The sequence below is a fragment of the Stenotrophomonas sp. a6 genome, from assembly GCF_030913325.1.
Taxonomy (GTDB): Bacteria; Pseudomonadota; Gammaproteobacteria; order Xanthomonadales; family Xanthomonadaceae; genus Stenotrophomonas; species Stenotrophomonas maltophilia.
This window is the reverse complement of record NZ_CP133161.1, coordinates 3,055,590-3,067,668: the sequence shown is the minus strand read 5'-3', so window position 1 is coordinate 3,067,668 and position 12,079 is coordinate 3,055,590. Positions and strand designations below refer to the sequence as shown.

Sequence of the window (12,079 nt, the reverse complement as noted above, 5' to 3'; positions counted from 1 at the left end):
AAGCCACTCCGATGATCAACATTACCCTCCCCGACGGCAGCCGCCGCGAGTTTGAAAACCCCGTCAGCGTCATGGACGTCGCCCAGTCGATCGGTGCCGGCCTGGCCAAGGCCACCATCGCCGGTGCCGTGGATGGCGTGCTGGTCGATGCCAGCGACGTCATCGACCACGATGCCAGCCTGCGCATCATCACCGCCAAGGACGAGGAGGGCGTGGAGATCATCCGCCACTCCTGCGCCCACCTGGTCGGCCACGCGGTCAAGCAGCTGTACCCGGATGTGAAGATGGTGATCGGTCCGGTGATCGCCGAAGGCTTCTACTACGACATCTACTCCGAGCGCCCGTTCACCCCGGACGACATGGCCGCGATCGAGAAGCGCATGGGCGAGCTGATCGCCCAGGACTACGACGTCATCAAGAAGATGACCCCGCGCGCCGAAGTGATCGAGATCTTCAAGGCCCGTGGTGAGGACTACAAGCTGCGCCTGATCGAGGACATGTCCGACGACATCCAGGCGATGGGCATGTACTACCATCAGGAATACGTGGACATGTGCCGTGGCCCGCACGTGCCGAACACGCGCTTCCTGAAGGCCTTCAAGCTGACCCGCATCTCCGGCGCCTACTGGCGCGGCGACGCGCAGAACGAGCAGCTGCAGCGCATCTACGGCACCGCCTGGGCCGACAAGAAGCAGCTCGAGGCGTACATCAAGCGCATCGAAGAAGCTGAAATGCGCGACCACCGCCGCATCGGCAAGCAGCAGGACCTGTTCCACCTGCAGGAAGAAGCACCGGGCCTGGTGTTCTGGCACCCGAAGGGCTGGGCGCTGTGGCAGGTGGTCGAGCAGTACATGCGCAAGGTCTACCGCAACAGCGGCTATGGCGAAGTGCGCTGCCCGCAGATCCTGGACGTGAGCCTGTGGAAGAAGTCCGGTCACTGGGACAACTACCAGGACAACATGTTCTTCACCGAATCGGAGAAGCGCACGTACGCGGTCAAGCCGATGAACTGCCCGGGCCACATCCAGGTGTTCAACCAGGGCCTGCACAGTTACCGCGACCTGCCGATCCGCTACGGTGAGTTCGGTTCCTGCCACCGCAACGAGCCGTCCGGCGCGCTGCACGGGATCCTGCGCGTGCGTGGCTTCACCCAGGACGACGGCCACGTGTTCTGCACGGAAAACCAGATCGAGTCGGAAGTGACGGCCTTCCACCAGCAGGCGCTGGCGGTCTACCAGCACTTCGGTTTCGACGAGATCCAGATCAAGATCGCGCTGCGCCCGGAATCGCGCCTGGGTGACGACGCCACTTGGGACAAGGCCGAAGGCGCGCTGCGCTCGGCGCTGACCGCCTGTGGCGTGGAATGGCAGGAGCTGCCGGGCGAGGGTGCCTTCTATGGCCCGAAGATCGAGTACCACCTGAAGGACGCCATCGGCCGTACCTGGCAGCTGGGCACCATGCAGGTCGACTTCATGATGCCGGGCCGCCTGGGCGCCGAGTACGTGGACGAGAACAGCCAGAAGAAGCACCCGGTCATGCTGCACCGGGCCATCGTCGGCTCGATGGAGCGCTTCCTGGGCATCCTGATCGAGCACCATGCCGGCCAGTTCCCGGCCTGGCTGGCCCCGACCCAGGTGGTGGTGGCCAACATCACCGACGCCCAGGCCGACTACGTCTCGGGCGTGACCAAAACCCTTGCGGAGCAAGGCTTCCGCGTCAGCTCGGATTTGCGTAACGAGAAGATCGGCTATAAAATCCGCGAGCATACGTTGCAGCGCGTGCCCTACCTGCTGGTCATTGGTGACCGCGAGAAGGAAAATGGGGCTGTGGCGGTGCGTACGCGTTCTGGCGAAGATCTGGGCAGCATGAGCCTGCAGGCCTTCATCGAGCGGCTCCACGCCGAGGGCGCGTAAGCAAAGGTCCGGTCCGGGCGCACAGGCACCCGGACCGGTTCGATACCCTTGGGAGAACGTAATATCAGCACCCCTGACAACAAACAGAACCGCAAGAATCAGGAAATCCGTGTGCCGCGCGTCCGCGTGATCGGCAGTGACGGAGAAATGATCGGCGTGTTGTCGCGCGACGAAGCGCTGTCCATGGCCGAAGATGAAGGCCTGGACCTGGTCGAGATCCAGCCGCAGGCCGATCCGCCGGTCTGCAAGATCATGGACTTCGGCAAGTTCAAGTTCGAAGCGCAGAAGAAGGCCAGCGAGGCCAAGAAGAAGACCAAGCAGGTCGAGATCAAGGAAGTGAAGTTCCGTCCGGTCACGGACGAGGGCGACTACCAGATCAAGCTGCGCAAGATGCGCGGGTTCCTCGAAGATGGTGACAAGATCAAGGTCAACATCCGTTTCCGTGGCCGTGAAATGAGCCACCAGGAACTGGGCCGCGAAATGGCCAACCGGATCGAGACCGATCTGGGCGAGGACATCGTCATTGAATCCCGTCCGCGCCTGGAAGGGCGTCAGATGGTCATGATGATCGCGCCGAAGAAGAAGACCTGAGGCCTGACGGGCCGCCTTCCGGGGCGCCTGGCTGAAGGGTTCAGGGTAAGGGGACGCCGCTGGCGTCCCTTTGCTTTTGCAGGACGCCGGTGAATCGCCGGTAAAGGGTTGCAGGGGCTGGTGGCAGGGCGGTTTTGCCTGTATCATGCCCGGCTCGACCCACCCAGGACGGGTCGTACGCCGATCATGGCAGGACGGAAAGAGCGGCCCAGGCCGCCGCCAGATCAGTCAGAAACCAGGGTCATATCCCATCAAGGACATTGCAATGCCCAAGATCAAGACCAACCGGGCAGCGGCCAAGCGTTTCCGCAAGACCGCCTCGGGCAAGTACAAGTGCGGCCACGCCAACCGTAGCCACATCCTCACGAAGAAAGCGACCAAGCGTAAGCGTAATCTGCGTCAGACGGGCCATGTCCGTGCAGAAGACGCAGGCCGTCTGGACCGCATGCTCCCTTACCTCTGAGGAACTGAAAAATGGCACGAGTTAAGCGTGGCGTACAGGCGCGTCGCCGCCACAAGAAAATCCTGGATCTCGCCAAGGGCTATTACAACGCCCGCCGTAAGGTCTTCCGCGTCGCCAAGCAGGCGGTCATCAAGGCACAGCAGTACGCCTACATCGGCCGTAAGCAGAAGAAGCGCAACTTCCGTTCGCTGTGGATCACCCGTATCAATGCGGCTGCCCGCATCAACGGCCTGAGCTACAGCCGCTTCATGAACGGTCTGCTGAAGGCCGGCATCACCCTGGATCGCAAGGTCCTGGCTGACATCGCCGTGCACGACGCAGCCGGTTTTGCTGCGCTGGCCGAAAAGGCCAAGGGCGCGCTGGCGGCATAAGTCCTTCCCGATGCCGTAACCGTTCACTCGGACGGTGTCAGGTCAAGGCAATGCATGGGGAAGGGCGCAAGTCCTTCCCCATTCTTTTTTGGGTCCCGGCGAGGCCACGACGGCAGCGCGGGGACGGCGGTGGCGACAGGGGTCGGCCCTTCGCGCATCGCGATGGCAGATCGACTGGAGTTCCAGCCCCCCATGAGCGACATCCAATCCCTCACCACTCAGGCGCTGGCCGATGTGGCCGCCGCACAGAGCCCCGACGTGCTGGAGCAGCTGCGCGTGGCCCTGCTTGGCAAGAGCGGCAGCATCACCTCGCAGCTCAAGCAGCTCGGTGCCCTGCCGGCCGACGAGCGCAAGGCCGCCGGTGAAGCGATCAACCAGGCCCGCGACGTGCTGACCCGCGCGCTGGGCGAGCGCAAGGCGCTGCTGGAAGACGCGGCACTGGATGCGCGCCTGGCCGCCGAAGCCATCGACATCACCCTGCCGGGCCGCAATGGCGACCGTGCCGGCCTGCACCCGATCACCCGCACACTGGAGCGCATCACCGGCATCTTCGGCCGGCTGGGCTACGAGCTGTCGGAAGGGCCGGAGATCGAGGACGACTGGCACAACTTCGAGGCGCTGAACTTCCCGCCGCACCACCCGGCGCGCGCCATGCACGACACCTTCTACTTCGGCGACGGCCGCCTCCTGCGTACGCATACCTCCGGTGTGCAGGTGCGCTACATGGGCGACCACGCGCCGCCGCTGCGCATGATCGCCGCCGGCAAGGTGTACCGCAGCGACAGCGACCAGACCCACTCGCCGATGTTCCACCAGGTGGAAGGCCTGCTGGTCGACGAGCATTCGACCTTCGCCGACCTGAAGGGCACGCTGGCCGAGTTCGTGCGTGCGTTCTTCGAGCGCGATTTCGAGATGCGTTTCCGTCCCAGCTACTTCCCGTTCGTTGAACCGGGCGCGGAAGTGGACATCGCCTGGCAGCAGCCCGATGGCAGCACCCGCTGGCTGGAAGTGCTCGGCTGCGGCATGGTGCATCCGAACGTGCTGCGCAATGTCGGCATCGATCCGGAGCGCTACACCGGCTTTGCCTTCGGCATGGGCGTGGAGCGTTTCGCGATGCTGCGCTACGGCGTCAACGACCTGCGCGCGTTCTTCGAGAACGATGTGCGGTTCCTGAAGCAGTTCGCGTAAGCCGCAACCGTGTAGAGCCGAGCCCTGCTCGGCTGCTTTCTGGATGGACGCCTGCTTGCGCATGCGCTGGGCGACCCCAAAAACCGCAACGGGAGGCACGCCTCCCACCAGGGTGACACCATGAAATTCTCCGAAAACTGGCTGCGCAGCCACGTCCCGACCTCCGCCTCGCGCGATGAGCTGAGCGCGGTGCTGACCGCCATCGGCCTGGAAGTGGAAGAAGTAACCGCGCTTGGCGAAGGCCTCGATCACGTGGTCGTGGCACGCATCGTTGAAGCCGTGCGCCATCCGGAAGCCGACCGCCTGCAGGTGTGCAGGGTCGATGCCGGGCAGGGCGAACTGCTGCAGATCGTGTGCGGCGCACCGAACGCACGCCCGGGCCTGGTCGCGCCGCTGGCGATGGTTGGTGCGCAGATCGGCGAGCTGAAGATCAAGCCGGCCAAGCTGCGTGGCGTCGAGTCCAACGGCATGCTGTGCTCGGCCAAGGAGCTGGGCCTGGACAGCGATGCGTCCGGCCTGCTGGAACTGCCGGACGATGCCCCGATCGGCCAGACCCTGGTCGAGTACCTGGGCCTGCCGGACGCCAGCATCGAGATCAAGCTGACTCCGAACCGCGCCGACTGCTTCAGCCTGCGCGGCATCGCCTACGACGTCGCTGCGGCCACCCGCAGTGAAGTGCTGGATTTCGCCGCCGATGCCATCGTGCCGGTTGGCAACCGCGAACTGTCGATCCAGCTCGACGCCGGCGCCGAAGCGCCGCGTTACCTGGGCCGTGTCATCGAAGGTGTCAATGCTGCCGCCAGGACCCCGCTGTGGATGGCCGAGCGCCTGCGCCGCAGCGGCGTGCGTCCGGTCTCGCTGCTGGTCGACATCACCCAGTACGTGATGCTGGAGCTGGGCCAGCCGATGCACGCCTACGACCTGGGCACCCTGCAGGGCAGCATCGCCGTGCGCCGTTCGCGCGCGGGCGAGACGCTGAAGCTGCTGGACGGCCGCGATGCTGCGCTGGACGACAGCTTCCTGGTGGTCACCGATGCTGACCGTGCGGTCGGCCTGGCCGGCCTGATGGGTGGCTTCGACACCCGCGTCACCGACGCGACCACCGCCGTGTTCCTGGAAGCCGCGCACTTCGCGCCGGCCGCGATCATGGGCCGTGGCCGCAAGCTGGGCCTGCACACCGATGCCGGCCATCGCTTCGAGCGCGGCGTCGATCCGGCGCTGCCGCGCACCGCGATCGAGTACGCCACCCGCCTGGTGCTGGACCTGGCCGGCGGTACCCCGGCACCGGTCACCGAGGCCGTGCGTGAAGCCGATCTGCCGCAGCCGGCGACCATCGTGCTGCGCCGCGCCCGCATCACCCGCGTGCTCGGCATCAGCATCGACGATGCCGAAGTCGAGCGCATCCTGCGCGCGCTTGGCATGGACGTGGTTGCCACCGCCAAGGGCTGGCAGGTCACGGCGCCGAGCCGCCGCTTCGACATCGCCATCGAAGAAGACCTGATCGAAGAGCTGGCCCGCATCCACGGTTACGAGCAGATCCCGACCACGCTGCCGGGCGGTGCCTCGCGCGTGGCGATGCCGAGCGAGACGCAGCTGGACGCGCTGAGCGTGCGCCGCCAGCTGATCGCCCGTGACCAGCAGGAAACCGTCAACTTCGCCTTCGTCGACGACGCGCTGCTGACCCAGTGGCAGCTGCGCGACGGTCTGGTGCCGCTGGCCAACCCGCTGTCGGCGGAACTGGCGGTGATGCGTCCGTCGCTGCTGCCGGGCCTGGTCGCCACGCTTGGCCGCAATGCCGCGCGCCAGCTGGGCCGCGTGCGCCTGTTCGAGATCGGCCGTGTGTTTGCCCAGCAGGGCGGAGACGGCCAACCGGCGCCGCTGGAAACCCCGCGCGTGGCCGCTGCGGTCTGCGGTGAGGCGCAGGCGGTGCAGTGGGGCCTGCCGACCCGCAAGGTCGATTTCCATGACCTGAAGGGCGACCTGGAATCGCTGGCGGCTGCCAGTGGCGCGCAGCTGGAGTTCCGTCCGTCGGCCCGCGCTTACGGCCACCCGGCGCGTTCGGCCGAGGTGTTCCGCGATGGCGTGGCCATCGGCTGGATCGGCCAGATCCATCCGCGCCTGGCGCGGGCGATGGAGATCGAGGCCGACGTGTACGCCTTCGAGCTGGACCTGGAGCCGCTGACCGCCCGTCGCCTGCCGCGTGCCGGCGAGCTGTCGCGCTTCCCGGCGGTGCGCCGCGACCTGGCGTTCCTGGTGCCTGAGCAGGTGGCCTGGGCCGACCTGGCGGCGACCGTCCGCCAGGCCGCCGGCCCGCTGCTGCGCGACCTGAACCTGTTCGACCGCTATGTTGGCCAGGGCGTCGAGCCGGGCTTCAAGAGTCTCGCTATGGGCTTGATTTTGCAGGACAAGTCGCGCACTCTGACGGACCGCGACGTGGATGCGGTGGTGGCCGAGGCGGTCACTGCCATCGAGCGTGAACACCACGCCCGGATCCGCGGCTGAGCGGGCAGCACTCGGGGGTAGCAGGCAATGGCATTGACCAAGGCGGAGATGGCGGAAAAGCTGTTCGACGAAGTCGGTCTGAACAAGCGTGAAGCCAAGGAATTCGTCGACGCGTTTTTCGATGTGCTGCGTGAAGCATTGGAACAGGGACGTCAGGTGAAGCTGTCGGGCTTCGGTAATTTCGATCTGCGGCGCAAGAACCAGCGCCCGGGTCGCAACCCCAAGACCGGCGAGGAAATTCCGATTTCCGCCCGTACGGTGGTCACCTTCCGTCCGGGCCAGAAGCTCAAGGAGAGGGTGGAGGCTTATGCTGGATCCGGGCAGTAACCGCGAACTACCGCCGATCCCGGCCAAGCGCTACTTCACCATTGGTGAGGTCAGCGAGCTGTGCGACGTCAAGCCGCACGTCCTGCGCTACTGGGAAACCGAGTTTCCCAGCCTTGAGCCGGCCAAGCGCCGAGGCAACCGCCGCTACTACCAGCGCCATGACGTGCTGATGGTGCGGCAGATCCGCAGCCTGCTGTACGAACAGGGCTACACCATCGGTGGTGCACGCCTGCGTCTGGATGGTCCCGATGCCCGCGAGGAATCGGCGCTGAGCAACCAGATCATCAAGCAGGTGCGCATGGAGCTGGAAGAAGTGCTGCAGTTGTTGCGCCGCTGATCCCATTTCCATCGTAATCCGCTATACTTCACGGCCCGCCGCACTGGCGGGCACATCGCAGCATCAGTCGGGGCGTAGCGCAGCCTGGTAGCGCATCTGCCTGGGGGGCAGAGGGTCGTCGGTTCGAATCCGGCCGTCCCGACCACTGTGATGAATCAAGGAGCCTGCGCAGCAATGCGTGGGCTTTTTTGTGCGTTCTGCAGATGCTGATCAGTCTTCCGCGAAGCGGTAGATGAGTTCCGGATCGCCTTCATCCAGGCCATGCACGATGCCGCTGCCCACGAAGCCCGCGGCAGCGAGCAGGCGTTGCATGCCCGTGTTGGAGGCATTGGTCGAGGTGAACAGCTTGCCGCCACCGCGCCACGTGATCGCGTGCCGCAGCAGGATGGCGCCGATGCCCTGGCTGCGCTGTTCGCGCGCCACCATCAACATTTCAATGAAGGCTTCGCCAAAGAAGTGGTGATGGATGACCAGGTAGCCGACGATCTTGCCGTCCTGCTCGGCGACCTGCACGACGCCGTGCGCCAGCCAGTCGGCAATCTGCATGATCCGCCGTGGATCAGTGGCTGCCACGCTGTCGAGCGCGATCAAGGCATCTGCGTCCTGCGGAATGCCGTCGCGCAGGTGCGGAGAAGAGGACGTCCGGTTCATCGCGGGCGCAGCTTCAGCAACAGGCCGCCACCCGACACAAAGCAGGCGAGCAGGACCGCAATCGACAGCGGCAGGTGGAATTCACTGCGACCGAACAGGGCAAAGGCCAGATGGATCAGTGCCGTGCCAATGCCGAGCCCCCCGCAAGCCAGTGCATAGCTGCGCGCCGTGGATGTGCCCAGCACGATCTGGCGATAACCCCAAAGCACGGCGCCGACTGCGAACAGGTTGAACAGCAGGAAGCCCTGGATGCCACCGGGGACATGGAACATGGCCCATTCCTGCCAGAACGCAGCGTCGATCTGATGCAGGATCAACGCCAGCAGCGTCGCCAGATACCATCGTTCCATGTCGTGCTCCCTGCCGTGCAGGCCATAGTCTATCGACTCCGCCTGGCACGCACGCCTGCTCGATGCAGCCAGCGCGCGGCCGGCAGTCAATACACACGAAACTCGGCACGGCAGCCGTCGCTGACCCACACCCCACGGCGGTCCCAGCCCCAGTTGCGGTCCTCGATGCAGGCTGTCACCGATTTCTGCCTGACCAGCCGTACCTCATGGCGCACGCGAATCCGGCACTCCTTGTCCTTGTTCTCGTAGGACTCGCAGACCAGGCGTTCGCCCTCGTTGTCGCGATCACGGCTGCGGCCACGTCCCGGCCAGCGGCCGTGTTCGTCGGCAACGAACTCGGCGCGGCAGCCGTCGGTCACCCACAGCATGCGCCGGCTCTGGCCCCAGTTCTGGTCTTCCACGCAATGGGTCACCGACAGCTGCCTGGCCAGGCGCATCGGTCCCTCGATGGGGCATTGCTCGGTCTTGTTGAACTGGGATTCGCAGCGCAGCGCTGGAATGTGATCAGTGTCGTAGTCCTGGGCGGCCACGGCGGTGGCGGCCAGCAGCAGGGCAAGGGCGGCGCCGGTGATCGGCAGCAGCGGGCGAAGGGTCATGGGGGAGCCTCGGGCGGGGATTCGGGCGGCAAGAATGACCCAGCACGGGGCCGTCGGAACGCATCGTTCCGGAAGCGGCTCAGGAGGGATTTAGTAGTGCGCACCAGCCCATGCAGAGGCTTACATCCCGTATCATCGCTGCACATCCGATCGCATCGGTTTACACCTTCTTACATGTCTTCCATGCCTGTCGGCGCAGCCTGTGGCTGCCGTCACTGGTGTGCGGGCGGCCTGCGGGGGAGGATGCGCGGACCACGACGACCACAGGGGGTTGCGTTGATCAGCAGTACCGTCATTCATCGCTCGGCCGACGCAGGTGGCGCCGAGGTGCGGGTCCTGGACACTACGTTCAAGGGCAAGCATGTGTTCGTTGCCTGGGGGCTGCGCGGGCCGGAACTGACCCGCAGCGCGGACCCGGCTGCCACTGTGGCTGCGCGCAAGGCATTGCATGCCGTTGCCGGGCATAGTGAAGGGCCGCGCAGCCCGGAAGTGTTCATCGCCAACCAGTCGGCGGTGGCGATCACGGTCTATCGGCTGCTTACCGAAGCACGCTCCGGTGACGCCATCTTCTTCCTGTGCGATTCATCGGCGGTGGTCGAGTGGCTGATCACCGCGCTGGAAGTGCAGGGCGCGGACTGATTCCGCGCTCCGGCGCGCATTGATTCAAGCCAGGGCCGTGTCCACGGCGGCCCGCGCATGCAGGGCGGTGGTATCGAACAGCGGCACTGCACTGTCCTCCGGGCGTACCAGCAGCATGATCTCGGTGCAGCCAAGAATGATTGCTTCGGCACCGCGCGCCACCAGTCGCGCGATCACGCCGGCATAGACCTGCCGTGAGTGCTCGCTGACCACACCAGCGATCAACTCCTGGTAGATGATGTCGTGCACGCTGCGACGATCATCGGCTTCGGGTACCAGCACCTCCAGTCCGAAGCGATCCTGCAGCCGGCCGCGGTAGAAGTCCTGTTCCATGGTGAAGGCGGTGCCGAGCAGGCCCACCTTGCGTGCGCCTGCCTGCACGATGGCCTGGGCGGTGGGGTCGGCGATATGCAGCAGCGGCAGCGTGCAGGCCGCCTCGATGCGATCGGTCAGCTTGTGCATGGTATTGGTGCAGATCAGCAGCAGGTCGGCGCCGCCCGCCTGCAGGCGCCGCACGCCATCGACCATGTGGTCACCCAGGGTGTCCCAGTCGCCTTCGTGCTGCAGCTGCTTGATGCCGGCGAAATCCACCGACCACAGCAGCAGCTGTGCCGAGTGCGCACCGCCGAGCCGCCGCCGTACCTCCTCGTTGATGAGCCGGTAGTACTGGGCCGAGCTTTCCCAGCTCATGCCACCAATCAGGCCAAGGGTCTTCATGCGCCGCTCCGTGCCAGGAGCCCTCATTGCAGCACAGATGGTGCCCGGTTGCCGATGGCGGCGATCTGTAACCACCACATCCATGCTGCGCTGTGTGTGCCGCGGCAGGCCCGGCGCACTCTATGCTGGTTGGATCTTCTGAAGTGGATGTGCGCTATGGCCCTGCATACCTGGTGGTGGTTCCTCGCCACGGTGTTCGTTCTGTGTGGTACGCCGGGGCCGAACATGCTGCATATCCTCGGTCGCAGCGTCGGGCTGGGGTTCCGTGGCAGTGTGCCGGCGATGGCCGGCTGCCTGCTGGCGATGCTGCTGGTGCTGGCGGCCTCCGCAGCAGGCCTGAGTGCGCTGCTGCATTCGTCGCCGATGCTGTTCGAGGTGCTGCGTTATCTGGGCGTGGCCTATCTGGCCTGGCTGGGCCTGAAGGCATGGCGTGACAGTTGCCGGCCGGCGCCGCCGGTGACGGTCGATGCTACGCCGCCGGTTGCGGCCTCGCTGGGCGCGTGGAAGGTGTTCCGTGGTGGCCTTCTGGTGGGCCTGAGCAATCCCAAGCTGCTGCTGTTCGCGGCGGCGTTCCTGCCGCAGTTCGTCGACCCGTCACGCGGCCAGGCGCTGCAGTACAGCGTGCTGGTGGCCACCTTTGCCGCGTGCGAACTGTTCTGGTACGTGATGTATGCGGCCGGTGGCCATGGCCTTCGCCGCTGGTTGGCCAAGCCGTTTGCGCGACGCTGGTTCGAGCGCCTGGTGGGCAGCGTGTTCCTGGCGTTTGCCGTCGCGCTGCTGCGCTTCCGTCCGCGCTGATTCACGCCGCGCACGCGGCCTGTTCACGATTGCCGCATCGGCCACGGCCTAGCCTGATCATCCAGTACGCAGTCCCCGCAGGGAAAGGTTTGACATGATCAAGTGGGCCATCATCTTCGCCGTCATCGGTGTGATCGCAGGCGTGCTCGGGTTCGGTGGCATTGCCGGTGCCGCGGTCGGTATCGCCAAGTTCCTGTTCTGGGCCGGCATCATCATCGCCGTGGTGCTGTTCCTGCTCGGCATGACCGTAGCGAAGAAGGTCAGCTAGCGTTGATCGCGCAGCAGCGTGCTCAGTGCGCGCTGCTGCGCGAGAACAGGTTGATCACCAGTACGCCGGCGCAGATCAGGCCGATGCCGATCAACGCCGGTGCATCCAGGCGCTGCTTGAACACCGCCAGCCCGATCAGTGAGATCAGCACGATGCCGACGCCGGACCAGATTGCGTAGGCGATGCCGGTCGGGATCGACTTCATGGTCATCGACAGCAGGTAGAAGCACAGCCCGTAGCCGACCAGTGCGCCCAGTGTCGGCGCCAGCCGGCTCATGCCGTCGGATGCCTTCAGCAGTGATGTGGCAATCACTTCCAGCACGATGGCAGCGGCAAGGTAGAGGTAGGGATTCATCGAGCGCTCCAGC

Annotated in this window: 16 protein-coding genes and 1 tRNA gene; 12 read left to right on the top strand and 5 right to left on the bottom strand. The window is 65.4% G+C overall.

Annotation, left to right across the window (positions count from 1 at the left end):
- Nucleotides 1–11: 11 nt before the first annotated feature.
- The 9 genes from thrS to Q9Q79_RS14190 all read left to right on the top strand — a co-directional run bounded on the left by thrS (nt 12) and on the right by Q9Q79_RS14190 (nt 7,837).
- A complete protein-coding gene (gene thrS / locus Q9Q79_RS14230) occupies nt 12–1,913 on the top strand; it encodes a threonine--tRNA ligase (RefSeq protein WP_201864042.1) in 1,902 nt (633 codons plus the stop codon).
- 63 nt (nt 1,914–1,976) lie between these two features.
- A complete protein-coding gene (gene infC, locus Q9Q79_RS14225; protein ID WP_074725076.1) occupies nt 1,977–2,504 on the top strand; it encodes a translation initiation factor IF-3 in 528 nt (175 codons plus the stop codon).
- Between the two features lie 265 nt (nt 2,505–2,769).
- Complete coding sequence (gene rpmI / locus Q9Q79_RS14220; RefSeq protein ID WP_005410436.1) at nt 2,770–2,967, top strand: 50S ribosomal protein L35; 198 nt, start codon at nt 2,770–2,772, stop codon at nt 2,965–2,967.
- An 11-nt stretch (nt 2,968–2,978) separates the two neighbouring features.
- Nucleotides 2,979–3,338 carry a 50S ribosomal protein L20 gene (gene rplT, locus Q9Q79_RS14215; protein WP_005410435.1) on the top strand — a complete coding sequence of 120 codons (360 nt, stop codon included), beginning with the start codon at nt 2,979–2,981 and terminating at the stop codon, nt 3,336–3,338.
- Between the two features lie 192 nt (nt 3,339–3,530).
- A complete protein-coding gene (locus tag Q9Q79_RS14210; protein WP_005410434.1) occupies nt 3,531–4,526 on the top strand; it encodes a phenylalanine--tRNA ligase subunit alpha in 996 nt (331 codons plus the stop codon).
- 120 nt (nt 4,527–4,646) lie between these two features.
- Nucleotides 4,647–7,028, top strand: a complete 2,382-nt coding sequence (gene pheT / locus Q9Q79_RS14205; protein ID WP_201864041.1) for a phenylalanine--tRNA ligase subunit beta — start codon at nt 4,647–4,649, stop codon at nt 7,026–7,028.
- Between the two features lie 27 nt (nt 7,029–7,055).
- Complete coding sequence (locus tag Q9Q79_RS14200) at nt 7,056–7,355, top strand: integration host factor subunit alpha (RefSeq protein ID WP_005410432.1); 300 nt, start codon at nt 7,056–7,058, stop codon at nt 7,353–7,355.
- A complete protein-coding gene (locus Q9Q79_RS14195; protein WP_005410431.1) occupies nt 7,336–7,692 on the top strand; it encodes a MerR family transcriptional regulator in 357 nt (118 codons plus the stop codon). Before Q9Q79_RS14200 ends, Q9Q79_RS14195 begins: the two co-directional genes overlap by 20 nt.
- Nucleotides 7,693–7,760: 68 nt before the next feature.
- Nucleotides 7,761–7,837: transfer RNA gene (locus Q9Q79_RS14190), tRNA-Pro, on the top strand.
- A 65-nt stretch (nt 7,838–7,902) separates the two neighbouring features.
- On the opposite strand, the gene Q9Q79_RS14185 is transcribed toward Q9Q79_RS14190, so the two are convergent.
- The 3 genes from Q9Q79_RS14185 to Q9Q79_RS14175 are packed head-to-tail and all read right to left on the bottom strand — an operon-like array spanning nt 7,903 to nt 9,289.
- On the bottom strand, nt 7,903–8,343 hold the full coding sequence (locus Q9Q79_RS14185; RefSeq protein WP_005414059.1) for a GNAT family N-acetyltransferase: 441 nt from the start codon (nt 8,341–8,343) through the stop codon (nt 7,903–7,905).
- Nucleotides 8,340–8,783 carry a DUF6713 family protein gene (locus tag Q9Q79_RS14180; protein WP_233489904.1) on the bottom strand — a complete coding sequence of 148 codons (444 nt, stop codon included), beginning with the start codon at nt 8,781–8,783 and terminating at the stop codon, nt 8,340–8,342. The genes Q9Q79_RS14185 and Q9Q79_RS14180 overlap by 4 nt, the downstream gene beginning before the upstream one ends.
- Nucleotides 8,780–9,289 (bottom strand): DUF3011 domain-containing protein, encoded by a 510-nt coding sequence (locus Q9Q79_RS14175; protein ID WP_201864039.1) that lies wholly within the window; start codon nt 9,287–9,289, stop codon nt 8,780–8,782. The genes Q9Q79_RS14180 and Q9Q79_RS14175 overlap by 4 nt, the downstream gene beginning before the upstream one ends.
- A 243-nt stretch (nt 9,290–9,532) precedes the next feature.
- Here Q9Q79_RS14175 and Q9Q79_RS14170 point away from each other — a divergent pair, with 243 nt between their 5' ends.
- A complete protein-coding gene (locus tag Q9Q79_RS14170) occupies nt 9,533–9,928 on the top strand; it encodes a hypothetical protein (protein WP_032964285.1) in 396 nt (131 codons plus the stop codon).
- Between the two features lie 24 nt (nt 9,929–9,952).
- Here Q9Q79_RS14170 and Q9Q79_RS14165 read toward each other — a convergent pair whose 3' ends face one another.
- A complete protein-coding gene (locus Q9Q79_RS14165) occupies nt 9,953–10,645 on the bottom strand; it encodes an aspartate/glutamate racemase family protein (RefSeq protein ID WP_201864037.1) in 693 nt (230 codons plus the stop codon).
- Nucleotides 10,646–10,801: 156 nt separating this feature from the next.
- Between Q9Q79_RS14165 and Q9Q79_RS14160 the strand changes: the two genes are divergently transcribed.
- Together Q9Q79_RS14160 and Q9Q79_RS14155 are read left to right on the top strand one after the other, a co-directional pair.
- A complete protein-coding gene (locus tag Q9Q79_RS14160) occupies nt 10,802–11,443 on the top strand; it encodes a LysE family translocator (RefSeq protein ID WP_005410425.1) in 642 nt (213 codons plus the stop codon).
- A 94-nt stretch (nt 11,444–11,537) separates the two neighbouring features.
- The gene (locus Q9Q79_RS14155) at nt 11,538–11,711 is read left to right on the top strand and encodes a DUF1328 domain-containing protein (RefSeq protein ID WP_005410424.1); all 174 of its coding nucleotides are present in this window, start codon (nt 11,538–11,540) and stop codon (nt 11,709–11,711) included.
- Nucleotides 11,712–11,733: 22 nt separating this feature from the next.
- Here the strand turns inward: Q9Q79_RS14155 and Q9Q79_RS14150 are convergent, their stop codons facing one another.
- Complete coding sequence (locus tag Q9Q79_RS14150; RefSeq protein ID WP_043401898.1) at nt 11,734–12,066, bottom strand: SMR family transporter; 333 nt, start codon at nt 12,064–12,066, stop codon at nt 11,734–11,736.
- Nucleotides 12,067–12,079: the final 13 nt, after the last annotated feature.

What these genes read in the sequence shown, in the direction of transcription:
- thrS (WP_201864042.1), top strand. Translation starts at nt 12, where the DNA reads ATGATCAACATTACCCTCCCCGACGGCAGCCGCCGCGAGTTTGAAAAC.
- Q9Q79_RS14200 (WP_005410432.1), top strand. Translation starts at nt 7,056, where the DNA reads ATGGCATTGACCAAGGCGGAGATGGCGGAAAAGCTGTTCGACGAAGTC.
- Q9Q79_RS14170 (WP_032964285.1), top strand. Translation starts at nt 9,533, where the DNA reads ATGCGCGGACCACGACGACCACAGGGGGTTGCGTTGATCAGCAGTACC.
- Q9Q79_RS14210 (WP_005410434.1), top strand. Translation starts at nt 3,531, where the DNA reads ATGAGCGACATCCAATCCCTCACCACTCAGGCGCTGGCCGATGTGGCC.
- rplT (WP_005410435.1), top strand. Translation starts at nt 2,979, where the DNA reads ATGGCACGAGTTAAGCGTGGCGTACAGGCGCGTCGCCGCCACAAGAAA.
- Q9Q79_RS14165 (WP_201864037.1), bottom strand. Translation starts at nt 10,645, where the DNA reads ATGAAGACCCTTGGCCTGATTGGTGGCATGAGCTGGGAAAGCTCGGCC.
- Q9Q79_RS14155 (WP_005410424.1), top strand. Translation starts at nt 11,538, where the DNA reads ATGATCAAGTGGGCCATCATCTTCGCCGTCATCGGTGTGATCGCAGGC.
- pheT (WP_201864041.1), top strand. Translation starts at nt 4,647, where the DNA reads ATGAAATTCTCCGAAAACTGGCTGCGCAGCCACGTCCCGACCTCCGCC.
- Q9Q79_RS14195 (WP_005410431.1), top strand. Translation starts at nt 7,336, where the DNA reads ATGCTGGATCCGGGCAGTAACCGCGAACTACCGCCGATCCCGGCCAAG.
- Q9Q79_RS14185 (WP_005414059.1), bottom strand. Translation starts at nt 8,343, where the DNA reads ATGAACCGGACGTCCTCTTCTCCGCACCTGCGCGACGGCATTCCGCAG.
- rpmI (WP_005410436.1), top strand. Translation starts at nt 2,770, where the DNA reads ATGCCCAAGATCAAGACCAACCGGGCAGCGGCCAAGCGTTTCCGCAAG.
- Q9Q79_RS14175 (WP_201864039.1), bottom strand. Translation starts at nt 9,289, where the DNA reads ATGACCCTTCGCCCGCTGCTGCCGATCACCGGCGCCGCCCTTGCCCTG.
- Q9Q79_RS14160 (WP_005410425.1), top strand. Translation starts at nt 10,802, where the DNA reads ATGGCCCTGCATACCTGGTGGTGGTTCCTCGCCACGGTGTTCGTTCTG.
- Q9Q79_RS14150 (WP_043401898.1), bottom strand. Translation starts at nt 12,066, where the DNA reads ATGAATCCCTACCTCTACCTTGCCGCTGCCATCGTGCTGGAAGTGATT.